The 22,557-nt window shown below is 45.7% G+C and carries 21 protein-coding genes and 2 tRNA genes; 13 read left to right on the top strand and 10 right to left on the bottom strand.

The genetic code is table 11. The annotated features are described in order from the left end of the window. Positions 1-126 precede the first annotated feature (126 nt). Together QQL36_RS25000 and QQL36_RS24995 are read right to left on the bottom strand one after the other, a co-directional pair. On the bottom strand, positions 127-1,095 hold the full coding sequence (locus QQL36_RS25000) for an electron transfer flavoprotein subunit alpha/FixB family protein (protein ID WP_083725828.1): 969 nt from the start codon (positions 1,093-1,095) through the stop codon (positions 127-129). A gap of 97 nt (positions 1,096-1,192) precedes the next feature. After that, positions 1,193-1,933 carry an electron transfer flavoprotein subunit beta/FixA family protein gene (locus QQL36_RS24995; RefSeq protein WP_321567155.1) on the bottom strand — a complete coding sequence of 247 codons (741 nt, stop codon included), beginning with the start codon at positions 1,931-1,933 and terminating at the stop codon, positions 1,193-1,195. 51 nt (positions 1,934-1,984) lie between these two features. On the opposite strand from QQL36_RS24995, the gene QQL36_RS24990 reads away from it, so the two are divergent. After that, positions 1,985-2,293: a hypothetical protein gene (locus tag QQL36_RS24990; RefSeq protein WP_083725824.1), complete on the top strand. Its 309-nt coding sequence runs from the start codon at positions 1,985-1,987 to the stop codon at positions 2,291-2,293. A 24-nt stretch (positions 2,294-2,317) separates the two neighbouring features. After that, the gene (gene tilS, locus QQL36_RS24985) at positions 2,318-3,652 is read left to right on the top strand and encodes a tRNA lysidine(34) synthetase TilS (RefSeq protein ID WP_321567154.1); all 1,335 of its coding nucleotides are present in this window, start codon (positions 2,318-2,320) and stop codon (positions 3,650-3,652) included. Here the strand turns inward: tilS and QQL36_RS24980 are convergent. From QQL36_RS24980 to QQL36_RS24945, 8 genes are all read right to left on the bottom strand, one after another. Further along, entirely contained in the window at positions 3,645-4,100 is a 456-nt protein-coding gene (locus tag QQL36_RS24980; RefSeq protein WP_083725820.1) for a response regulator, read from the bottom strand. The genes tilS and QQL36_RS24980 overlap by 8 nt on opposite strands. A gap of 261 nt (positions 4,101-4,361) precedes the next feature. Continuing rightward, a complete protein-coding gene (locus QQL36_RS24975; RefSeq protein ID WP_083725818.1) occupies positions 4,362-4,988 on the bottom strand; it encodes a rhomboid family intramembrane serine protease in 627 nt (208 codons plus the stop codon). Positions 4,989-5,030: 42 nt separating this feature from the next. Then, the gene (locus QQL36_RS24970) at positions 5,031-5,504 is read right to left on the bottom strand and encodes a 23S rRNA (pseudouridine(1915)-N(3))-methyltransferase RlmH (protein ID WP_083725816.1); all 474 of its coding nucleotides are present in this window, start codon (positions 5,502-5,504) and stop codon (positions 5,031-5,033) included. A gap of 66 nt (positions 5,505-5,570) precedes the next feature. Beyond that, positions 5,571-5,644, bottom strand: a tRNA-Arg gene (locus QQL36_RS24965). A 112-nt stretch (positions 5,645-5,756) separates the two neighbouring features. Then, positions 5,757-5,830: transfer RNA gene (locus QQL36_RS24960), tRNA-Arg, on the bottom strand. Positions 5,831-5,932: 102 nt separating this feature from the next. Further along, positions 5,933-8,203, bottom strand: coding sequence for an ATP-binding protein (locus tag QQL36_RS24955; protein ID WP_321567153.1), 2,271 nt, complete (start codon positions 8,201-8,203; stop codon positions 5,933-5,935). Positions 8,204-8,276: 73 nt separating this feature from the next. Further along, the gene (locus tag QQL36_RS24950) at positions 8,277-9,164 is read right to left on the bottom strand and encodes a helix-turn-helix domain-containing protein (protein ID WP_083725812.1); all 888 of its coding nucleotides are present in this window, start codon (positions 9,162-9,164) and stop codon (positions 8,277-8,279) included. Positions 9,165-9,309: 145 nt separating this feature from the next. After that, positions 9,310-11,259, bottom strand: a complete 1,950-nt coding sequence (locus QQL36_RS24945) for a glycosyl hydrolase family 18 protein (protein WP_321567152.1) — start codon at positions 11,257-11,259, stop codon at positions 9,310-9,312. A gap of 370 nt (positions 11,260-11,629) precedes the next feature. Here QQL36_RS24945 and QQL36_RS24940 point away from each other — a divergent pair, with 370 nt between their 5' ends. From QQL36_RS24940 to QQL36_RS24890, 11 genes are read left to right on the top strand one after another with little or no spacing between them, the layout of a single operon-like run. Next, positions 11,630-12,202, top strand: coding sequence for a DUF4255 domain-containing protein (locus tag QQL36_RS24940; protein WP_083725808.1), 573 nt, complete (start codon positions 11,630-11,632; stop codon positions 12,200-12,202). Positions 12,203-12,225: 23 nt separating this feature from the next. Continuing rightward, positions 12,226-13,008, top strand: a complete 783-nt coding sequence (locus tag QQL36_RS24935; protein WP_083725806.1) for a hypothetical protein — start codon at positions 12,226-12,228, stop codon at positions 13,006-13,008. Between the two features lie 19 nt (positions 13,009-13,027). Next, positions 13,028-14,527 carry a phage tail sheath family protein gene (locus QQL36_RS24930; RefSeq protein WP_083725804.1) on the top strand — a complete coding sequence of 500 codons (1,500 nt, stop codon included), beginning with the start codon at positions 13,028-13,030 and terminating at the stop codon, positions 14,525-14,527. Positions 14,528-14,557: 30 nt separating this feature from the next. Beyond that, positions 14,558-15,010 carry a phage tail protein gene (locus QQL36_RS24925; RefSeq protein WP_083725802.1) on the top strand — a complete coding sequence of 151 codons (453 nt, stop codon included), beginning with the start codon at positions 14,558-14,560 and terminating at the stop codon, positions 15,008-15,010. A 6-nt stretch (positions 15,011-15,016) separates the two neighbouring features. After that, positions 15,017-15,469, top strand: a complete 453-nt coding sequence (locus QQL36_RS24920; RefSeq protein ID WP_083725800.1) for a phage tail protein — start codon at positions 15,017-15,019, stop codon at positions 15,467-15,469. Between the two features lie 2 nt (positions 15,470-15,471). Beyond that, a complete protein-coding gene (locus QQL36_RS24915) occupies positions 15,472-15,642 on the top strand; it encodes a DUF5908 family protein (RefSeq protein ID WP_179091212.1) in 171 nt (56 codons plus the stop codon). 10 nt (positions 15,643-15,652) lie between these two features. Continuing rightward, positions 15,653-16,321 carry a CIS tube protein gene (locus QQL36_RS24910; protein WP_083725798.1) on the top strand — a complete coding sequence of 223 codons (669 nt, stop codon included), beginning with the start codon at positions 15,653-15,655 and terminating at the stop codon, positions 16,319-16,321. Next, on the top strand, positions 16,322-18,133 hold the full coding sequence (vgrG, locus tag QQL36_RS24905; protein ID WP_083725796.1) for a type VI secretion system tip protein VgrG: 1,812 nt from the start codon (positions 16,322-16,324) through the stop codon (positions 18,131-18,133). It begins immediately after the preceding gene. A 12-nt stretch (positions 18,134-18,145) separates the two neighbouring features. Continuing rightward, positions 18,146-18,448 carry a PAAR domain-containing protein gene (locus tag QQL36_RS24900; protein ID WP_321567151.1) on the top strand — a complete coding sequence of 101 codons (303 nt, stop codon included), beginning with the start codon at positions 18,146-18,148 and terminating at the stop codon, positions 18,446-18,448. A 1-nt stretch (position 18,449) separates the two neighbouring features. Continuing rightward, positions 18,450-18,860, top strand: a complete 411-nt coding sequence (locus tag QQL36_RS24895) for a GPW/gp25 family protein (protein ID WP_083725778.1) — start codon at positions 18,450-18,452, stop codon at positions 18,858-18,860. Continuing rightward, complete coding sequence (locus QQL36_RS24890; RefSeq protein WP_321567150.1) at positions 18,857-22,555, top strand: hypothetical protein; 3,699 nt, start codon at positions 18,857-18,859, stop codon at positions 22,553-22,555. Before QQL36_RS24895 ends, QQL36_RS24890 begins: the two co-directional genes overlap by 4 nt. Positions 22,556-22,557: the final 2 nt, after the last annotated feature.

The raw sequence follows: 22,557 nt of genomic DNA, 5'->3' as shown, positions 1-22,557 counted from the left end.
TCGCTGAATATTTTATAAGTCGTGAAGTTAGAAAAAATATTCCTTATCTAAAAATTACGTAATGCTTGATAAACCTGAAAATTAGCTGCTGTCGAAGACAGCAGCTAATTTTCAAATGTAAACTTTTTAACTTTTTAACGCCTTCACGGCCGCTGTCAATTTCGGCACTACCTCAAATGCATCTCCTACAATCCCGTAGTCTGCCGCCTTGAAAAAAGGTGCCTCCGGATCTTTATTAATGACCACAATCACCTTGCTACCATTAACCCCTGCCAAATGTTGTATTGCACCCGATATTCCTATAGCGATGTACAAATTTGGCCGCACGGTCAGCCCAGTCTGCCCCACATGTTCATGGTGTGGGCGCCAGCCAGAATCTGCTACCGGCCTTGAACAGGCTGTACCTGCTCCCAATGCCTTTGCCAGATCTTCTACCAGCCCCCAGTTTTCTGGACCTTTCAATCCACGGCCACCACTCACTACGATCTCTGCTTCCGTCAGCGGTATCTCTCCACTCACCGTTTCTACTTTACTCACTTTTACTTTAAAATCCCCATCATTAACTGCAGTGGGGAAAGCCGCTACTGTCGATGTATTGGAAGATTTCTCCACCGCAAAGGTATTCGGCATGACCGCTATCACCTTTTTCGCTGCAGTGATATTTATGTTGGCAAATGCCTTGCCAGAGAAGACACTCTTTTTTACCACAAAGCCATTGCTGGTATCCGGATAAGAGATCGCACCAGACACAAACCCTGCCTTGAGGCGGGCTGCAACTCTCGGGGCGATTGCTTTGCCGTCAAAGTTGTGTGGGAATACGATCACATCGGCACCTTCCTGCTCTGCAGCAGCTGCTATGATCTTTGTAAATACACTTCCTTCTGTTTCATTCAGGCGGGCATCTGCCGCATGCAACACCTTGCCTGCACCGTAATTGCCCAGTGCTGTCAATTCACCCTCCGGTACTTCACCCAGCACCAGCACGGTCGCAGTTGTATTAAATTGTTGTGCTACTTTTGCACCATATTGTATCGCTTCAAAAGCCGCCTTCTTGATCTTTCCCTGGGCCTGATCTGCAAATATGAGGACTGACATATCGGTTTGGCTGTTTAGATTTTTGAATAATGTTCGCAGGCGGGCGCCTGACGTGGAATGATTTTTCTTAACGGGGTATTCGGTAAAACCGGTTAACTTAAATCACTTTAGCTTCTTCGTGCAATAGCTTTATCAGCTCTTCCACATTATCTGGGCTAATCATTTTTACACCTGCTTTTGCTGGTGGCAGCTCAAAACTGGCAATGGTAGTCAGCGTATCGGCTGGTGCCGGCTCTACTACCGCCAGTGGCTTGGTTCTTGCAGCCATGATACCACGCATATTGGGGATGCGGGCTTCGGCCATTCCTTTCTGGCAGGATACGACTACAGGCAGTGCTACAGTTACGATCTCCTCACCACCTTCAATTTCCCTGTTGATAGTGGCTGTATTGTCGCTCAGCTCCAGCTTTGCAGCGATTGATACATAAGGAAGATCCAGCAACTCTGCGACCATACCACCAATGGCAGCGCCATTGTAATCGATGGTTTCTTTTCCTGTCAGGATCAGGTCATAACCCTGTTGCCCGGCATGGGCTGCAATCTGCGCAGCAATAAAATAGCTGTCGGGACTATCTGTGTTCACCCTGAAGGCTTCATCGCCTCCTAATGCAAGGGCTTTACGGATAATGGGCTCCGTATCAGCACCACCCACGGTAATCAGATGTACAGTAGCATTGAGGGACTCTTTCAGTTCCAGCGCCCTGACCAGGGCATACCATTCATCGTAGGGGTTGATGATGAATTGTACACCTGCTTCATTGAATTTCGTGTTGTTGTCTGTGAAAGCTATTTTTGCAGTCGTGTCCGGAGTTTTACTGATACATACTAATATCTTCATGGCCTTAACTGTTTTATGAAATAAAGCGGTATGAGCAAATATATTTAAATAATGGATAGGATAGCCAGTATAAAAGAATTTTTGAAACAGACACCTAATGACAGCTTTCTGAAGCATGCATTGGCGCTGGAATATATAAAACTGGGCAACGATGCGGATGCCCGTCTGCAGTTCGAAGAGTTGCTGACACACGAACCGGGGTATGTAGGCTCGTACTACCACCTTGGCAAACTGCTGGAAAGGGCAGGAGCGGAGCAGGAAGCCATCGCCGTTTACGAAAAAGGCATGGAAATGGCAAAAGCTGAAAATAACAGGCATGCCTACAATGAACTCCAGATGGCACTTGACGATCTGCTTTAAGAAAATAACAATCGAATCAACACTATGGAACTTATTAACAGGTTTAAGGAATATATCGCAGCAGAAAAGTTGTACCAATCAGGTGACAGGATCTTGCTGGCTGTAAGCGGCGGCGTGGATTCCGTCGTGATGGCGCACCTGTACAAACAGGCGGGCATTGACTGTGGCATTGCACACTGCAATTTTCAGCTCAGAGGGGTAGAATCTACAAGAGACGAAACATTCGTGACCGCACTGGCCAATGAACTGGGAGTACCATTGTACTCCATTCGCTTTGATACCGAAGTATACGCTAATGAAAAACGTGTATCCATCCAGGTGGCAGCCCGTGAACTGCGTTATACATGGCTGGAAGAGATCCGTCAGCAACAGGGGTATGCATTCCTCGCCACCGCACATCACATGCAGGACAATGTAGAAACAGTACTCATGAATTTCTCCAAAGGCACCGGTATTGCAGGTCTTCACGGTATATTACCCCGTCAGCAACACCTGATCCGGCCATTGCTCTTTGCACAAAAAGAAGATCTGGTGGCCCTGGCAACAGCGAACGGTTGGGGATTTGTAGAAGACAGTTCTAATATAACAGTAAAATATACACGCAATTTCTTCCGGCACAAAGTCATCCCCGTTATACAGGAGACCTTTCCGGCGGTTGTACCCCAAATGGCGGCCAGTATAGACCGTTTCAGGGAAGCAGAACAACTGTATACGGAAGCAGTACTGAGGCATAAAAAACGGTTGCTGTTCAAACAGGGGGATAATTTTAAAGTACCTGTACTAAAGCTCCAAAAAGCGATACCCCTGCAAACAATTGCCTGGGAGATCTTCAAAGACTTTGGCTGTAGTGCCCCGCAATTACCACAGGTGATCGATCTGCTGCAATCAGAACCCGGCAGACTGGTAGAAACTACCACCCACCGGATTATCCGCGACAGAGTGTGGCTGTTAATTACGCCACTGGAAGCTCCGGAAGCTCCCCTGATTGTGATTGAAAAAGAAACAGCAGTTGTGCCAGTGAAAGGAGGGTCCCTGAAGTTGAAGATCCGAAGCAGTGAAGGTGCCCCCATTCCTGGTTCTCCGCACATGGCCTGCCTGGACATGGATACTTTACAATTCCCATTGCTCATGCGCCGCTGGAAACAGGGAGATTATTTCTACCCATTAGGCATGCGGAAAAAGAAAAAGCTGAGTCGCTTCTTCATAGATCAGAAATTATCATTGATACAGAAAGAGAATATATGGGTGCTGGAATCCGCCAAACGAATAGTCTGGATCATCGGTATGCGCATAGATGACCGGTGTAAGATTACCCCCCATACCAGCAATATGTTGGTGCTGGAGTGGCAGCCTATTTAAAGTTTTGAATCAGACTGCTGAGTTCCGGAAAGGAGTGTTTTTTCAGACAAAAATCATAGAAATGTTGTGCTGAAACAAGGTATTCCTCGTAAGTAAATGGTTTTACCATATAGGACAGGGCACCTAATTGACGGCACTGATGCATTTCCATTACATTCATGGAAGAGGAGAAGATAATCACTGGAATGTTCTGGTATTCGGGAATGTTCTTTAGTTCACGTAAGGTTTCTGTGCCACTCATCCTCGGCATATTCAGGTCCAGCACAATCAGGGAAGGAAGGGTTCCTGCATCCAGTGAAAGCTGTTCCATATGCTGTAATACTTTTTCTCCATCTTCAACAAGTAAGGGCACATCAGGCAGATTGATGGCATTGAAAGCGTCCTGCATAATAAAGCGATCCTCCAGATCATCATCGGCCAATAATATTTTCACTATTTTTTCTTCCATACGTGATTGCTACCAATTCCTTATGAGTGATGAAGAGACTCCCGTAGAAAAAAATCCACTAATTGATTCTTGATCCACATTGGTATTGTAGGGATATTTACTTCCTTTCTCAATCCGGGTGGTCTCAGATTTTATCAGATGGCTTGTTTCGCTTAGCTGGAGCCTTGATTCAAAGACACAATTGCAAAAAGCAGGCCGTGTAAAATGAAAAAGCCGCTTGGGACATAGACCCAAGCGGCTTTTCAATATCGTATTGCCCTTTTAAAAGAAAGAGGGGTGCATGAGTTGATTCAGGAAGTACAAAACAATCTGCGGCTTGAAAATAATCGGGAAGATCAGACCGAATATAGCTCCCCACAAGTGCGCAGAGTGATTGATACCATCGCCGTACTGACGTTTATCCAGGTAAGCCGTCATCACGATGTACAATACTGCGTACAAGATCAGCGGCATAGGAAATATCAGTACATAGATTTTCGCCCATGGTGCAAATAATACGGTTGCGTAGATCACAGCAGATACAGCACCGGATGCACCTATGGAAGAATAATGGTCATCGTTTTTGTGCTTAATATAAGTGGGAATACCTGATAAGATAATCCCTAACACATAAAATATCAGGAAGTAAAATTTAGACTGAAAGATAGCTTCGAATGTTTGTTCTATAAAGCGTCCGCAGAAGTAGAGGGAGAGCATGTTGAAACCCAGGTGCATCAGGTCAGCGTGTACAAGACCACAGGTGAAGAAGCGGTAGTACTGCTTACGATCTCTGATCATGGTTGGGCGCAGGCTCAGGTCGTAAATCTTCTCCGGATTGTAGAACATTGTAGTGAGTGATACCAGGCAGGTGATCAGAATAATTGTATGCGTTAAAGTAAAGCCTTCCATGTTGAGTCAAATAATTTATTGGTTGTAATTTACTTAAAATTATCACTGATGATGATATTTTTCCCGGTTCAAAACTGTATACGCCCTGTAAATTTGTTCCGTCATAATCAATCTTACCAACTGGTGCGGAAATGTGAGTGGCGAGAGGGACATTTTCAACTGTGCCCTTTCCAGCAAACTACTATCGATCCCATAGGCCCCGCCAATCAGGATAATTAACTGCCTGGTGCCTGCATTTGCCCTTTGCTGCAGAAAATCTGCCAGTTGCAGGGTCGTATGCATCTTTCCATGTTCATCCAGGGCGAGGAGGTAATCCTGGGGTTGGAGCATGTCCATAATCATCTTCGCTTCCGCCTTTTTGAGCTCCGGCACAGACAGACTTGCCGCCTGCTTCACCGTAGGGATCAGCCTGAGCTCAAAATCTGTATAATGCTGTAACCGCTTCTGGAAAACCGCTATACCATCTCTGATGTACGCGTCATTTTCCTTCCCGATGCTCCAGAGTTGTATTTTCATGATGATAGATCTATAGTATGCACAAAAGAAAAGCCCGTTTCATGTAGATGAAACGGGCTTTTTGGGTGACCTCGTCTGGATTCAAACCAGAAACCTTCTGATCCGTAGTCAGATGCTCTATTCAGTTGAGCTACGAAGCCATTTGGGAGGGCAAATTTAGAAAATATTTTTCAGACTACCAAATTTTGCCTTTTCTTTTTTTGAAGGAGAAAAGTTTTGATCTCTTTTAGTACAAAACGTTCCTCTCTTTTGTGACCTCGTCTGGATTCAAACCAGAAACCTTCTGATCCGTAGTCAGATGCTCTATTCAGTTGAGCTACGAGGCCATTCCCGTGATTGGGATTGCAAAAGTAGACTTTATTTTTAAATCACCAAAAAAAATTATGCCTTTTTTCTGTCTAACTGAAATGGCCCTATGAAAACGGCTTTTATTCGACAGGTAAATAAACCCTGAAAATCGCTCCCCTACCGGCTTCACCGCTTGCAGTGATAGCCCCATGGTGGTTCTCCATAATTTTTTTACAGATGGCTAATCCAATTCCTGTACCCTCATAAGTGTTCCGATCATGTAGTCTGTAAAAGATATCAAAAATCTTTTCATTGAACCTCGGCTCGAACCCCATGCCGTTATCTGAAATGCGGATACAATAAAAACTTTTATCAGCAGGCAATGCCACTTCGAGTATGTCCCGGCCTTTCTCTACCTGGCAGTTGATATAAATTTCAGGCGGTACACCTGGCCGGGCAAATTTGATCGCATTGGAGATCAGGTTCAAAAATAATTGCCCCATCTGGTGGGTCACGATACGGAGATCCTGAGGCATAGACTGAACGGAAAGCAGTCCTTTCTTTTGCGCCAGTTCTTCTTCCAGTTCAGCTCCTACCTCCAAAATAATCGGTTCCAGGTTGCCCAGGGTAAACATATTATTCCGGTTATTCATCATGCTATAGGAAAGAATATCGTCTACCAGGTGTTGCATTCTGCTGGCAGAATTGCGGATCTTCTCAATGTGTACTTTGATGACTTCCGACAGATTGTCGCCACCCTCATACACAATTCTCGACGACATGAGTTGAATCTTTCTTAAAGGTTCTTTCAAATCGTGCGAGGTGATCCAATTGATATTAGAAAGCTCCTGGTTGGCCTGTTGCAGGCGTTCATTCAGCACACGAAGCCTGTTTTCTTCATTACGGAGGTAAGTGAGATGGAAATGGTTTTGCAGGGAAGTGGCAAAGCGGATCGCTGCATTGATCTCCGAAGCCCTGAATTCAGCCGATTGGTACTTAACCATCTCTTTCCATATTTCAAATGACTTACGGGGTGTCAGGGGCTTTCCCTCCGCTTTCTTCTGCAACGCAGTATCAGGTCTTCCCGCCCATTTTACAGTACGTTCCAGTTCTTCACGGAACCAGATCACACAGCTATCGGTTGGTTTACCCATAGCATGAAAGATCACGCCGGATCCATATTTACTCATCGTAACGCCATCTGGATAACGCTTACTGAGGCAGTTTGTAGAAAAGAGACTCGACTTTACATTATCCCCTACCCAGCGGATCAGTCCCAGGACTTTATCCCTGGAAGGTACCAGCCCTTTTTCATAGATCTTGCCTTCGTGCAGCAGGACAACCCCGGTCGCATTCGTCACTGAAAGGAGGGAGGTAAACTGCTCAAATTTCTGACTCAGGTCTTCATCGTGATCAATCTGGTTCAGTAGCAGCTGCAGATGTGCTTCCACATTTACATTTACGGCATGCTCCTCAGCTACCTGCTGTACCCGGATCTGCGAACTCAGAAAGTGCCCCTGGAGTAAAGCCGCCTTTTTTTGCTGGGACGACAGGATCAGTGGCTCGGAATGATGGCAGGCGATCAGGCCCCATAAATTGCCTTCCATAATGACGGATACGCTCATGGAAGCCCCTACGCTCATATTTTTGAGGTATTGCACATGGATGGGAGATACGCTCCGGAGACCTACATCGCTCAGGTCCAGCTGCTGCACAGGCTCCTGCTTTGTGGCAATGGTCAGCAATGGCACCGGCTCATACTGTACATCCGGAATAAGACGGAGCAGGTTGTGGAGGTACAACTCCCTCGCCTGTGGCGGTATATCTGTATGTGGGTAATGCAGATCCAGGTAAGGCGGTAAACCCTCCCGGCAGTATTCTGCAAAAACTTCCCCGTTGTATTCTTTGTCAAAGCGGTAAATCATGACCCTGTCAAACCCCGTAATACGGGCTGTCTCGGCCGCAATGTTCTGACAGAGTTCTTTGAGGGTCCTGGAATGCTCTATAAAGCCAATAAAGCCCCTTGTCTGATCGAAGGCATAGTCTGGGTCATTTATTTGATCGAGGCGTTTTTCGATACTTAAAATGCGAAATTCGCCGCTTTCGTGGATGGTCGTCTGCAGGTCACCGGCGATGATAGGATGAAATGGAGAATTTTCTGCATCCAATAAGGGTTCTACCTTTTCCCAAAGAGCCGGGTGGATAGCAGCCAGGGATTGACCCAGGATTTCAGCTGGTTGTTTATCAATAAATTGGTGGGTATTTGCGCTACAGTACCGGATCACCCCGCTGGCCGGTATAATGGCCAGTAACATGCCATGGGGCTGGATGCTGCCAGGGATATGTATCGGTTCACTTTCACAATTCCCTATGGTCAGTACCTGCTTGTTGACAATCTCAATAATATTCATGCATAAAATGCCGGGATTAATCGGCATAAGCTAATATCGTCAAAATTTGGTCCAAAGCCCCATTTTTTCTCCCTTAAACAAAGGTGCGCACACCTGATGAAGAAGTATACGCCTGCCGGAATTCCTTAGGAGTGCAATCCTTTTTTTTGCGGAAAATCCTATTGAAGTTTGATATATTATTGAACCCACATTTATAGGCGATTTCATTAATACTATGCGTGGTTTCTATTAACATGCGGGAAGCATGACCCAGCCGGATTTCTATAAGCGTATCTACAAATGTCTTCCCGATCTTCAGCTTAAAAAAACGACTAAAAGACACCTCTGTCATCGACGCTATTTTTGCCGCCTCTCCAAGAGTGACATTTTTGTCAAAATGCTCGTTCAGGTATTTCATCACATTGTCAATCCGCCGGCTGTTGTAAGAGAGCGTTTCCGTATTCCGAAAACTTGCATCCGACAGGATCCTGATATTCCGGGAAATAGAGAGGTCATGGAGAATAGACAGTAATTCCAGTACAGAGTCAAATCCCTGCTTGTGTGGCAGCTGTATTAACCGGGGCATTATACTTCCCACCGTCTCCTGCGAAAAAAGAATACCCCGAAGCGATCTTTCCAGCATACTTCTGATAAAACTCATCTGGTTCCGCTGTAAAAATTTATCATCAAACAGGTCCCTGTGAAACTGAATGGTGATCTCGCGGATTACCCCTCCGGCATGCTTGTGCGTAAACCACCCATGCTGAAGATTGGGGCCTACAAGTACCAGTTCCAGGTCGCCGATTTCCTCCATATGATCCCCAATGATGCGCTTTGCACCCGTGGCATGCTGGATAAAATTCAGTTCAAACTCCTCGTGATAATGCAATGGGAAATCAAAACCCGTCTTCTCTCTGGCAAATAATGTGAAGCAATCATTGGGTGTCAGCGGAGTGATCTCCCGTAATAATTTTTCTCTCATAACGATGGCATTCTATCTGCAAGGTAGTAAAAAAGTATTATTTGGTGCACAGAAGCTACAACGCCATTATAACACCAATATGAGAGACAAAATACAACATTGAGATAAAAAAGTATTAAAACCCGGAATGAAATACGCCAAACCTTTATGGCATATCTTTCTTCCTCGCCAACGGGAAAACAAACACCCTCATCAAAATCATCCCCAACACAATACCAATCAAAAAAACCACCAATACATTATACAATGAGATATTTCTACACTCCACAGGATCATCCGTAAGGCCCAGCCACGGCATCCTTTTCGCCAACATCAAACTCGTCGTAAACGACAGCCCAAACAACACAATCAGCCCTATAAACAAATACAACACCTTTTGCCGCCATTTCCAATCCGCGCCATCCATCCGCACTTTATACGCATACACCACTCCAATTATCACCACACAAACAAACAGAAATATCGTCAGGTATTTAAAATATTCATCACTGGCATAATTCTCTGCCCTGATACCGCAAGGATCATGAAACAGCATATGGATCGCCCGGATCTCATGCCTGAACCTCAACTTAATCCGCGTCCACAAACTCAGTTTTTTTACAGGCAATGGTGTTAATCTCACCGTATCCATCCAAACTGTATCCGCCACCACAAATTTATCCGTCAGCTCATCCCACAACTCCCCATACCCGTCATCCGCTCCCAGCGGACAAATTGCCACTCCACCCAATCCATTCCTCAATACATAATCATACTTCACATCCAGCGTAGTCGGATCATTAAACCAGATCTGCACGGTCTTGCCATTCTCCATCTTCTCTACATACGCTGATGCTGCTGTCACATCATAATTGATCATCGTATCTGCCGGAAACGCTTTTTTAATATCCTTATACGCTACATAGGAATAACTCTTCCCCGTCCATTTAATCCCATCATAAGGAAGCATCACAATAAATTGCCCAGGTGCGATAAGCTGATTCACATACCTTGACACTACAGCATCTATACTGTAATTATTATTCCCTTTCAATGGATCACTACTACCCACTGTAGCTGGCGCCTCTGTAAAATTGATCAGGAAATATTTCACCATCGGGGCGAGCTCTCTCAAATCATACGCCTTATTTTTATCATACGCAGGTATCGTGATTGATACACTATATTTTCCAGGTGCACTATGATCAAGATAATTATATAGTATCGTCACAAATCTTACAAACGCTTCCCGCTCATTTTGTTTCAAATCTTTAAACCAGACATTCACCCCAGCTGCCTCCTGATCCTGCAACGCCAGCAACAAAGAATCTACCAGCTCAAACTGCTGCTCTTCATTTTGTAATAATCCCTTACCTGCTGATAGGGTAAGCAATGTCTTACAACCACCTTTGCTGGCAGCAGTCAATATTTTGGATGGTCCCGGCGGTGCAATGGAAAGATAACTCAGCGAAGTGAAATTGTAATTCAAATATGCATCTCCATTATCCTTCGCCTGAATACCGATCACTTCTGCCTCGTGCCCTAACTTTATTTTATACGTTATTCCTGTAGTATCATTGAGTCTCAAGGTATCTACCTGATCAGGGGGTCTGCTGTATAGGGTCCGGATTGTTTTCAATCGTTGTTGTTGTGCTGTATCATTCCGGATCATTGCTTCCTTTTGCTTTAACAGCGGTATGAGCTTCGCTGCCAGCTCGGTCATCTCTTCATCAGTAATAGTCGCTTTCACTAATACAGTATCTGACTTTCGTTTAGATAAACTATCGTTTAGTAGTTGCCGTAATTGCCCGAAGTTTTGACTTCGTTCATTATCCAATGCCCAGTTCAGGTATTTAATCGCTGCCGGCGTAGCTACCAGCGAATCCACAAAAAGTCCGTTGACGATGGTGATCATGCGCTGCTGTTCACGTCTGTGCGCGTTTTTTCTGAACTGTAACATTTCAGTGATCCGCTTTAGCAGTTTCGTCTTGAAAGCCGTGTCCTTCGGCATTTGCTGGCACACAGCAACAGTAGCAGTCATGGTATTACCTGCAAAGAAGAATAGCGAAAGGATGAATAATATAAAACGGAGATAATCCCGCATGCACGGTCTCATTACTTCAATTTAATGTTGTGACTTTGGGCGAGGTCAATGATGCAATAGTAAGGAATCCTCGTAAAAAATATATAATTATTTATTCAAAATAAAATTTGAATAATTTTTATTAACTCCTATATTGCACGTAATTAAGAATTCCTAGCCCGCAGAATTCAAATACTAATTAATTAAACAACTTTAATGACTCCTTAACACTGACGTATCCTAACGTTACGATTGCCTGTTCCCAATATAAGATCCCTCACAATATTGAGTAACTGATATCGTATCGGGCATTCTAAACATATTCTATAACATGGTATGATCATAGTATGTGCTTGCTAACATACATGGTTATACGGGTTGATATTGTCTTAAAACGACCGACATGATCTATGAGACCCTTTCCTGCATTTCTGATGAGATCAATAAATATTTCAACAGGCAACTGCATCTCAGCGAAGACAAAGTAGTGTTGTCGTCCATCGTCAACCAGGATGGTACTATTGCAATCCAGGGCGAAAATAAGGTTGTACTTACGCTCATTAACGTAGAAAAAGAACCACTCGGCAAAAGCGCACCAGGCTTTAATAACGGTAATGTAGCAGCACGAAGCATGCCCCCGGTATGCATCAACCTCTATATACTATTTGCAGCTTATTTCAGTAGTAATAACTATGCGGAAGCATTGCGCTTTCTCTCTTTTATTATTGCATACTTTCAGTCCAGAAATGTGCTGACAAGTGCGAATACTCCTTCGCTGGACAAGCGGATAGATAAACTGATGTTTGAAATGGAGAGTCTGGGTACAGAGCGGTTGAATAATGTATGGGCCACCCTGGGTGCGAAGTATATGCCATCTGTGATATACAAGATGCGTATGCTCACATTCGATGAGGGCGTCATCAGGGAATACAGGCCTGATGTATCGGCACCATCCGGGAGTACCAGCCTTGTATAATTGGGTTTTGTATATAGATATTCATGAGCTATACACTGTTAACAGCGGTTCATTTCCGTCACCACTATTACGCTTCAACCAGGTATGATCAGCTGCAGGTACACATCCCTGTTGCCACGGCAAGAGATCTGCGACGTTATGGCTTGCTGCTGCGGCAGCAGGCTGATGGTATCACCTTGTCTTTTGATGATACCATACTCACCAGGGAAAACATCCTACAGGATGCTTTGACCCTCATTTTTGACCTGTCTTTAAAGGATCACCTCTTTTATAATTACACGGATCTGCAGCAGCACGATCTGCGGAATAGTATACTCCTGTTCACCAATAAAAATAATTCTACGGGCAGGTTACACCAGGAATTATACGTTTCCGCTAGTGAAGTTGCTCCGCTGACAGTACCCTGCTTTGTCCGGCCGTTTGGCCAAATTGAATTGCTGCTGACACAGGAATTACAGTCGAACTATGAGATTCATTTTGCACCGAAGGCTACACACTGGCACTATTTCCTGATGAGCGGGCACTTGCAGGAGATAGCGAAACCAGCTGTAGTGGACCCTTCCGGCACTACGACTTTCAAGGGACCGCAATCTGCTGTGTTGCCGGATGGCCGGAACGTCATTACATTTATCTCCGACACACCCGTCACATTAGCACAGCAACAGTCGCCTTTCATGCTGGTAGATTATGCTACAGGCAGTGATGCCTGGCGTGTAGTCATACCAGAATTGCCCAAACCGGATGTCAGCAGAATATCTGCCGCAGGTGGTGACCCACTGCTTTCGTCTGAGATCTTTTTATACTAATTGTTAAACTGCTCTATCTATGGCCTCACTAATGACACCAGGCGTTTATATCGAAGAAAAGAACGCCTTCCCCAGCTCGGTGGTCGCCGTCGAAACAGCGGTTCCTGTATTTATCGGCTACACGCAGATAGCCGAACGATTCGGGAAATCGCTGATCAACAAGCCCACCCGCATTACTTCCTTTGCGGAGTTCGTAGCGAACTTCGGTGAAGGATTTAAAGCGAAGTTTACCATCGCTGCGGCAGACCCTGCCAAACCCGGTGAAACCTTTATGATCGATAAAAAACCTTTTACGGTAACGATCAATGAGAAAAATACATTGTACCTCTTCAACAGTATTCGTCTCTTTTACGCAAACGGTGGCAGTAACTGTTATATCGTTTCCGTTGGCACCTATGGCGATAAGCCTGATGGAATTGAAATTGCCGGGGAAGACTTTTTCGGCTCTGCTACCAAACCGAATATCTTCGACCTTCTCAAAAAGGAATACGAACCAACCCTGGTGGTCATTCCTGATGCCATCGCACTCGGCGAAGCAGCATACAATACCATTTACACCAAAGTACTCGCGCACTGCCAGGAAACGCAGAGCCGCTTCGGCATCTTCGACCTGGCACAACAAGGCCTGACGGACACCACGGAAGATGTAGTGAAAAAATTCAGGGATGGTATTGGTATCAATTCACTGAACTATGGCGCTGCCTATTACCCCTGGCTAAAAACAGCCATCGTACAACCTAGCGAAGTCACCTTCGCCAATCTGGACGACAAGGTTGATCTGAGCACGCTACTGCCGGAAGTGAACGCGCAAAAAATCGTAACCACCTTCAAAGCTGTCGCTACACCTGATGATGATGCAAAAAAGAATTATCACCAGTCCCTCAAAGCCGCCAGCCCTACCTACACCAGTATCATTGAAGAAATCCGGTCACGCCTGAATGAACTGCCTCCCAGCGGCGCTATTGCAGGACTGTATACCATGGTTGACAATAACCGTGGTGTATGGAAATCTCCCGCCAATGTGAGCATCAACATGGTGACAGCACCTGCTGTAAACATCTCGCATGATGAGCAGAAAGACCTGAACGTCGACGTGATGGCCGGTAAGTCTATCAACGTGATCAGACCTTTCCCAGGTATCGGTGTTCTGGTCTGGGGTGGTAGAACCCTGGACGGTAACAGCGCAGACTGGTGCTATGTCAATGTTCGACGCACCCTCATCATGATCGAGCAATCTATCAAGCTGGCGACCCGTGCATATGTATTCGAACCAAACGATGGCACAACCTGGGTGACCGTAAAAAGCATGATCAACAACTTCCTGAACAACCTCTGGAAACAAGGCGCTCTTGCAGGTGCCGCACCAGAAGCTGCTTATGATGTGCAGATCGGCTTAGGCACCACCATGACCCCACAGGATATCCTGGAAGGCAAGATGCTCATCACGGTTAAAGTAGCCATCGTTCGGCCTGCAGAATTTATCGTGATCACATTCCAGCAACAAATGCAGCAATCATAATATTTTTTCACCCCCTAAAATCATTATAAAATGGCAGATGACGGATCAGCACAGTCACAGACGGTGTGGCCTTTGGTCAAATTCTCCTTCAAGGTGATGTGGGACGGCGCAGAACTGATTTTCCAGGAAGTCACTGGGTTATCGTCCGAAACACAGATCATCGAATACAGAGGTGGCAGTAGCCCTGTATACTCCACAGTGAAAATGCCGGGTATACAGAAGTTCTCAAACATTACCCTGAAGAAAGGCATCTTCAAAGGTGACAAAGCTCTGTGGGACAAATACAGCGCTATCAAGATGAACACCTACAAACGCTCCAGCATCGTTATCAGTCTGCTGGACGAAGGTCAGCAGGTAGCGATGAGCTGGACATTGAAAAATGCCTTCCCATCAAAGATTACGGTGACAGACATGAAATCTGATGCGAACGAAGTGGCCGTAGAAACTATGGAAGTGGCTCACGAAGGTTTAGCTCCAAGTTGATAAATTATGCCGTTTCCCAACACCACTTATTATCCGCCTACGGGCTTTTTTTTCAAGGTGGCATTCGTAGGCATCTTTGGTATGCAGGAAGGCAACTTCATGGAAGTAAACGGCCTTTCTGTATCTATTTCGCCCGAAGAAGTAAAGGAAGGAGGAGAGAACCGGTTCACCCACCGGCTCCCTTCTCCTCCCAAATACGGCAACCTGGTACTGAAGCGGGGCATGGTCATCGAATCTCCGCTCATACTATGGGCACAGCAATGCATCAATGAATTTTCCATCAAACCGAAAACCATCATTGTACAACTGCTGGAAGAGAATGCTATGCCCATCGCTATCTGGTCATTCTTCAATGCATATGCCGTAAAACTGGATTATAGCGGCCTCACTGCCAAAGAAGGACAAATCGTGATTGAAACACTGGAACTCGCTTATGATTTCTTCGAAAAAACCTTGTAACCATGGCGCTTGAAATACGTGAACTGGTCATCAAAGTCACCATTACCTCAGGTCAGACACCCAGACTGGAAGTACCGGATGCAGCCCTGATCCGCCAACTGAAGGATAAGATTGTAAAGGAGTGTATGCAACAATTAAAAGCAGGTTTGAAAACCAGCGCTGAAGACAGATAAACGACGCACAATGCCACAACTGACCAAACTAAAAATAGAGGCGTACAGTGATATGGCCTGTACGCAATCTGTGGGCAAATCTATCTATGCCATGATCAATCCTGCCAGCTTTTCCAAAAGCTATATGACGGATTATAAGAGCAGTGAGGAAATGAATAAGAGCAAGGATACTAAAACATTCAAAAGCAGTGCTGCCAGGTTTGAACTGAGCCTGGTGATTGATGGCACAGGTGTGATACCGTTTCCTGACGGCATCAGATCTGTTGATGATTATATCGACAAACTCAGTGATGTGGTATCCCGTTATGATGGAAATCTCCATCACCGTCACTACCTGAAAATAATATGGGGTGATGTGCTGGTCACTGGTGTCAGTGAAGGCCTCACCATTAACTATAAATTATTCGATTCCGGTGGCGCTACCCTCCGTGCAGAGGCGAAACTCAGACTGGCAGAAACGAAAGACTTTCTGACCAAGAACAAGGAAGCAGGCAAAAACTCTCCGGATCTTACACATATACTTACCGTCAGGGCAGGAGATACACTGCCCCTGATGGCATACCGTATTTATGGCAATTCTTCTTTTTACATAGAGGTCGCACGGTTCAATAACCTGAACAGTGTGCATGCCATCCGCCCAGGTGATCAGTTGTATTTTCCACCACTTAAAAAGATCTAAATGCCGGCTTCATCACCCGCAAATATACAGGACGTCAATTTCACCTTCACCGTTGCTGTTGCAGACAACCCGGTGGAGGAAAAATATCCTATTGTATCTATACAAATCGTGCATGAAGTGAACCGTATCTCATACGCAGAAATCGTGATTGCCGAGGGGCTGAATGAAGATACGGAAGGCGATGCAGGTAATTTTCCCATCAGTGAGGGAGATGATTTCATTCCAGGTAATGAGATCGCTATTTCTGCAGGCTATGGTACAGGTGAGCAAACAGGTATCTTCAAAGGAGTGATCGTAAAACAGGCTATCACAGCCAGTGCAGAAGGTGGAACCAAACTGATCGTGACCTGCAGGCACAAGGCCGTGAAGATGACATACAACAGGAAGGAATGTGAATTTGACGCTATGACAGATAGTGCCATCATGAGCAAACTCGCAGGTAATTATAGTTTAACTGCCACCGTGACCAGCACCAGTTCGCAACTGGAAACCGTATTTCAGAAGATGTCGACAGACTGGGATTTCCTGCTCACAAGAGCGGCATTCAATGGTTTCGTTACTACCATGTATGACGATGATATCACGGTAGGGCTGCCTGATTTTAGTACAGACCCCGTACTTAGCATTGTTATGGGCGATTCCATCATTGACTTCAAAGGAGAAGTGAGTGCTGAAAAACAACCGCCTTCTTTACAAACAGCCGCCTGGGATCCCGGCACACTGGCATTGATCACAGCCGATGCTACAGAGCCGACTGTGACTACACCTGGCAATCAAACAGCCACGTCATTATCCGGCAAACTGGATCAGACGGCCTTCCAGGTCACCTCCACTGTTCCGCTGGTACAGGCAGACCTGAAGACCTGGGCAGACAATCTGCTCCTGCGTATGCGTATGAGCGCTGTAAAAGGGCAGGTTTCTTTTATTGGCAATGGCACAGTAAAACCTGGCGATATGATTACACTCAATGGAGTAGGTGCACGCTTCAATGGCAATGCATACGTAAGCATGGTCAGGCATACCATGGAAGAAGGAGAATGGACTACAACCGTAGGTTTTGGTTTCTCAGAAAAACCTATATACGATAAAGAACAATATTCCTACAGCAATGCAAATGGCCAGGTACCGCCTATTCATGGTCTGCAACTGGCCACGGTGGTTAAGATCTCCGCAGATCCGGGTTCCACCTACCGGGTGCAGGTAAAACCGGTATCTGCCTATGCAGAACAAAAAGGCATCTGGGCAAGACTCGCTAATTACTACGCCACATCAGGCGCCGGTGCGGTGTTTTGTCCGGAGGTCGGTGATGAAGTGATACTGGGTTTCTTGGAAAACGATGCCCGCTATCCCATCATATTGGGCTCGCTGTATGGAAAAGCAAATACACCCCCTTTATCACAGGCAGATGAAAAAAATAACATCAAAGCCCTCTACACGAGGAGCCAGTTGCAGGTGAATTTTGATGATGATAAAAAGATCATCAAAATAACCACCCCCGGTAATAATTCCATTACCATCAGCGATGAAGGCAAAAGTATTACGCTGCAGGATCAGAACAGCAACAGTATCAAACTGGATGATAGCGGTATAACCCTTAACAGTGCAAAAGACATCGTGCTCAAGGCAACCGGGAACATTACAATGGAAGCTACGCAAAAGCTGACTGGCAAAGCCACGCAAGACCTGGAACTCAATGGTATGAATATTAAGCAAACGGCACAGGTAGGTTTTACCGCGCAGGGCAACGCCTCTGCAGAACTTTCTGCTTCCGGTCAAACCGTGATCAAAGGCGGTATGGTGATGATTAACTAAAATAATAACAACATGGGAACTCCCGCAGCCAGACTCACCGATATGCATGTATGCCCGATGGTAACACCGGGCCTGCCACCAATACCACACGTAGGTGGCCCTATAACTGGTCCGGGTATGCCGACAGTGCTCATTGGCAAAATGCCGGCCGCTGTACTGGGCGATATTTGCGTATGTACCGGTCCGCCGGATACCATTGTGAAAGGTTCCGCTACCGTCATGATAGGTGGCAAACCTGCAGCCAGAATGGGCGACAGCACCGCACACGGTGGTTCAATTGTAATAGGATGTCCAACCGTATTAATAGGAGGATAACATGGATATACAATCATTCTTAGGTACAGGCTGGAGCTTCCCGCCTTCTTTTGACAAGGTAGGCCGCACCGCCATTATGGTATCCGATATTGCTGATATCGAAGAAAGCATTCGCATCATTCTCAGTACCATTCCCGGCGAACGACTGATGCAACCCACCTTTGGCTGTGATCTGAATAAGCTGGTCTTCGAAAATTTTGCTTCTTCCCTGATGGGCGAAATGAAGCATATGATCTACTACGCACTCCTGAATTATGAACCAAGAGTGAAAGACGTCAATATTGAATTGCTGAGCAGAGATGAGTTGAAAGGAATACTGCACATTCAATTGAATTATACGGTCATCATTACCAATACCAGGCATAATCTGGTATATCCGTTTTACTTCCTGGAGGGTACAAGTCTTACATGAAGCATCTCTTTGACTATATCAGAGATGGGGTTACTCAGTCAGAGCGTTACCTGCCCGCCTTGCATCCATCGTATGTAAAGATCGATGACCGCAGTCCCGCAGACCTGCTCATGCAGCTGGTGGAGCTTTCAAAACAGATCCGTTATTATAACCTAAAGAACGAACCAGATGGTCACTGGCAGGAATTTCTGCAGGGTGACCTGCGGGTTGTTTTACAATATATCGCACGATTAGATTTTGGCGCTTATCAGACCGTACAACAGGACATTCGGCAGGGACTTGAAAAAGCAGGCAATGAAGAACAACTAAGGGAAGGATTGACAGCCCTGTTTGATCTGTTATATACCATCGCCATCTTACTGGGCCATCAGCTGCAACTGGCCAGAACAGCAGATACAGCGGCGGCCTTCTGGAATTACATTGATCAGGTGATGGACAGTGTGGAACTCGATGTGTACCATCTGTTGAGTTACGAAACCCAGGCACTGGCGCTCTTTCAGCCAGGGACGACCTTACATACCGTCGATCCGTCAGGACAATTCGCCAGAAGTGCACAACGGGCTGCACAGTATCCACATCCCGGTACCTTTCTGGGTTATGAATCCCTGAATGAAATCTACAACCGCCTTCGTGCCACGTTCTATCAGGTGACCAGCGCCGCCAACCGGCAATTGAAATTGCTGGAACCAGAACATCAGCACCATCCGCATATCGGGCTGTTGCTCGCATTTCTTGAATTATACAAACAACTGCAGCAACAGATCAACGGACTCACAGCTCGGCATCTTGAATATTACTATACGACGGTACTCGGCATTCCTTTTAAAAACGCAGAACCGGATGTTGTACATGTGCTGATAGTGCCCATGCCCAATGCCCCTAATCAGGTATTGCCGGAAAATACCTTGTTCCCTGCGGAACTCGTGAAGGGGAAGCCCCCTGTGCTATTCCGCCTGTTGTTCAAAATACCCGTATCGCAGACCAGGCTGGTCGCCCTGCGAACCGTGTTTGTTGGTCATCACAAACAGATAAGGGCTCGTGACGATGCGCAACAGGATATGGTAGAAACACAGTTATATATGAAGAAGCAGACCATTCCAACTGCGGCCGCATATTTGCCGGATGCACCTCCTGTACAGTCATGGCCTATGCTGGGTGAAGAACAGGCAGAACTGGGTGACAATAACCGGACCATGGATATCATGTCTATGGGTTTCATACTGGCATCACCGGTATTATGCCTCGAAGAAGGTGCCAGAACAGTGACGATTCATTTATATGGTACACCAGCAAGTTTTGAAAAGCTCAATAGCTATATTTCCAATCTCTCTGTTTTGATGAACAGAAAGGAAGATGTGTTAAAATGGGAACTGCTCTCCTCCGCATTCCAGATCTATTATACCGGGCCGGAAGGATGGCTTTTGATAAAGGAATATACAGCAAGGTTTACAACAGATAGTATACAGATTTCTTATACAATAGGTATGACGGCTCCTCCCGCTGTTGCATACAATCCAAAACTGCATGGCGAAAAGTACCAGATCGTACACCCGATGGTAAAGATCGAGCTCAATAACAGCAGCTTCCATCATCCCTATTCTTACCTGCAATACATGAAACTGGACAGGGTCACTATCCATGCAAAAGTAAAAGGATTCAGGTCGGTGCAGTTGCAGAATAATGTAGGTCCGTTGAGTGCGGCGAATCCATTTCAGTTATTTGGACCAGCCCCTACTGTCGGCAGCTACCTGCAGATCACAAATGCGAATATCTTTAACCGTTATACGAAACAGTTTACCCTGCAGCTGGAATGGCTGGACCTGCCTGCTGTAGAAGGCGGCTTTGATAACTGGTATGCAGATTATAATGCAGGCATAACGAACGATGCTTTCCAGGTAAGCCTAAGCAATATGCGGGATGGCGTCTTTCTGCCTGCAAAAGAAAAGCGGCAACAATTTCACCTGTTCAAATTAGGACAGGATAAGAAATTGTCAGAAAAAACAGACATCCGGCATATCGATTTTCTCAGAATAAATTTCAATAACAGTCCCCGGAAAAGTAGTTACTACGAAGATGGCGTGGTGAGACTGGAACTCACAGGACCACCAGATGCTTTCGGGCATCGCCTGTATACGCAGCTATTCCCGGAAGTTGTAACCCACAATGCGAATAAATGGGCCAAAAAGCGCCGGATCCCAAATCCACCATATATTCCCATTGTGAAATCTATCACAGTGGAGTATGACCTGGAACATACAGAAGTGTTCAAACCAGAACTGGTGGAAGATGTGAATCGGCGTACGGCATTGTTACATATCTATCCTTTTGGGTACAGGCTGGCATATCCGCAGGCAAATGAATCAGAATTTACTTTGCTGCCTGAAGTTGAACATGCAGCGAATTTATATATCGGGCTGGAAAAGGTAAAACAACAGGAAATCCTTTCGTTCTTATTTCAGCTGGAAGAAAAATATTATTCCGACACCACCGGCACACTGCAAAGCTATCAATGGAGCTATCTGCATAATGACAAGTGGTTGCCACTGGAGCAACAGCATATACTGGCGGATAGTACACAAAGCTTTATCCGGAGTGGCATCATTGTATTAAAAATGCCGATGCTGGATGCCGGCGGCCATACCCGTCTGGAACCCGGTATTCAATGGCTGCGGTTGTCCTGTGCCGAAGCTCCTGCCACACGACCAATGGTGAAAGGCATCTTTCTCAATGCAGGTATTGTGAGAAGGGAACAGGCAGACACTGCGATAAGCACTAGTCTTCCCCCCTTATCTATCAAAAGCCTGCAGAAAGAAGTGAGAGGTATACAGCAGGTCTACCAGCTCTTTCCTTCCTTTGGTGGCAGACCAGCTGAAACAAAGGAAGAGTATTATGTACGTGTGAGCGAAAGGCTCCGGCATAAGAACAGACCAGTATTAGGCGTAGACATTATTCAAATGGTACTGGAAGCCTTCCCGGATATTCTCATTGCCAAGTATATCTCGAATCATGAAGATACAGGGCCAGACCTGCAACTGATCGTGGTACCCCGACTACAGAAAGGAATGGAAATGCCTGAGCCCAGAACTGACCTGGCCACACTCTACAGCATCCGTGATTATGTAAAAAGTCTGATGCCGCCTTATATGGAAGTAGCCGTACACAATCCGGTATACGAGAGAGTAAAGGTGATCTGCGATGTGCGCTTTTATGACAATGATAGCAACTATTACCTGAACAGAATGCAGGATGACATCCATCACTTCCTTACCCCATGGCTTTACGATAAAGATGCGGACCTGAGCATCGGTAGCAGGATTTACCTGACAGACCTGATCAGCTTTATCAGGAAACTGCCATATGTAACGTATATGACAGCATTTTCATTAGTACACTTTTTTACAGAAACGGATCCAAAGACGGGGGAAAAAACATATTGTGCACTGGATACTGCTTTGGAAGATGTTGAATTTATCATGCCTTCCACACCCGGAGCTGTATTAATCCCCGCCAATCACCACCTTATCAATGTTATCAGCGAATCAATATACAGGGAGCCTTCACCCATCGGCATCAATGGCATGATTACCGGCGAAGAGATGATAGTAGGCAGAAAGCTGCTGCCCAATTATGGACATACAGCAGATAACAATGATATGGAAGGAGAAATGATACGATTAAGTATTCACTCAAAATAATT

Source organism: Chitinophaga sp. LS1, assembly GCF_034274695.1.
Taxonomy (GTDB): Bacteria; Bacteroidota; Bacteroidia; order Chitinophagales; family Chitinophagaceae; genus Chitinophaga.
The sequence above is the reverse complement of the archived record's forward strand: the minus strand, read 5'-3'. Positions and strand labels throughout refer to the sequence as shown.

Bases quoted from the DNA above. Each gene is read 5' to 3' on its own strand.
- QQL36_RS25000 (WP_083725828.1), bottom strand. From the start codon at position 1,095: ATGTCAGTCCTCATATTTGCAGATCAGGCCCAGGGAAAGATCAAGAAG.
- QQL36_RS24995 (WP_321567155.1), bottom strand. From the start codon at position 1,933: ATGAAGATATTAGTATGTATCAGTAAAACTCCGGACACGACTGCAAAA.
- QQL36_RS24990 (WP_083725824.1), top strand. From the start codon at position 1,985: ATGGATAGGATAGCCAGTATAAAAGAATTTTTGAAACAGACACCTAAT.
- tilS (WP_321567154.1), top strand. From the start codon at position 2,318: ATGGAACTTATTAACAGGTTTAAGGAATATATCGCAGCAGAAAAGTTG.
- QQL36_RS24980 (WP_083725820.1), bottom strand. From the start codon at position 4,100: ATGGAAGAAAAAATAGTGAAAATATTATTGGCCGATGATGATCTGGAG.
- QQL36_RS24975 (WP_083725818.1), bottom strand. From the start codon at position 4,988: ATGGAAGGCTTTACTTTAACGCATACAATTATTCTGATCACCTGCCTG.
- QQL36_RS24970 (WP_083725816.1), bottom strand. From the start codon at position 5,504: ATGAAAATACAACTCTGGAGCATCGGGAAGGAAAATGACGCGTACATC.
- QQL36_RS24955 (WP_321567153.1), bottom strand. From the start codon at position 8,203: ATGAATATTATTGAGATTGTCAACAAGCAGGTACTGACCATAGGGAAT.
- QQL36_RS24950 (WP_083725812.1), bottom strand. From the start codon at position 9,164: ATGAGAGAAAAATTATTACGGGAGATCACTCCGCTGACACCCAATGAT.
- QQL36_RS24945 (WP_321567152.1), bottom strand. From the start codon at position 11,259: ATGAGACCGTGCATGCGGGATTATCTCCGTTTTATATTATTCATCCTT.
- QQL36_RS24940 (WP_083725808.1), top strand. From the start codon at position 11,630: ATGATCTATGAGACCCTTTCCTGCATTTCTGATGAGATCAATAAATAT.
- QQL36_RS24935 (WP_083725806.1), top strand. From the start codon at position 12,226: ATGAGCTATACACTGTTAACAGCGGTTCATTTCCGTCACCACTATTAC.
- QQL36_RS24930 (WP_083725804.1), top strand. From the start codon at position 13,028: ATGGCCTCACTAATGACACCAGGCGTTTATATCGAAGAAAAGAACGCC.
- QQL36_RS24925 (WP_083725802.1), top strand. From the start codon at position 14,558: ATGGCAGATGACGGATCAGCACAGTCACAGACGGTGTGGCCTTTGGTC.
- QQL36_RS24920 (WP_083725800.1), top strand. From the start codon at position 15,017: ATGCCGTTTCCCAACACCACTTATTATCCGCCTACGGGCTTTTTTTTC.
- QQL36_RS24915 (WP_179091212.1), top strand. From the start codon at position 15,472: ATGGCGCTTGAAATACGTGAACTGGTCATCAAAGTCACCATTACCTCA.
- QQL36_RS24910 (WP_083725798.1), top strand. From the start codon at position 15,653: ATGCCACAACTGACCAAACTAAAAATAGAGGCGTACAGTGATATGGCC.
- vgrG (WP_083725796.1), top strand. From the start codon at position 16,322: ATGCCGGCTTCATCACCCGCAAATATACAGGACGTCAATTTCACCTTC.
- QQL36_RS24900 (WP_321567151.1), top strand. From the start codon at position 18,146: ATGGGAACTCCCGCAGCCAGACTCACCGATATGCATGTATGCCCGATG.
- QQL36_RS24895 (WP_083725778.1), top strand. From the start codon at position 18,450: ATGGATATACAATCATTCTTAGGTACAGGCTGGAGCTTCCCGCCTTCT.
- QQL36_RS24890 (WP_321567150.1), top strand. From the start codon at position 18,857: ATGAAGCATCTCTTTGACTATATCAGAGATGGGGTTACTCAGTCAGAG.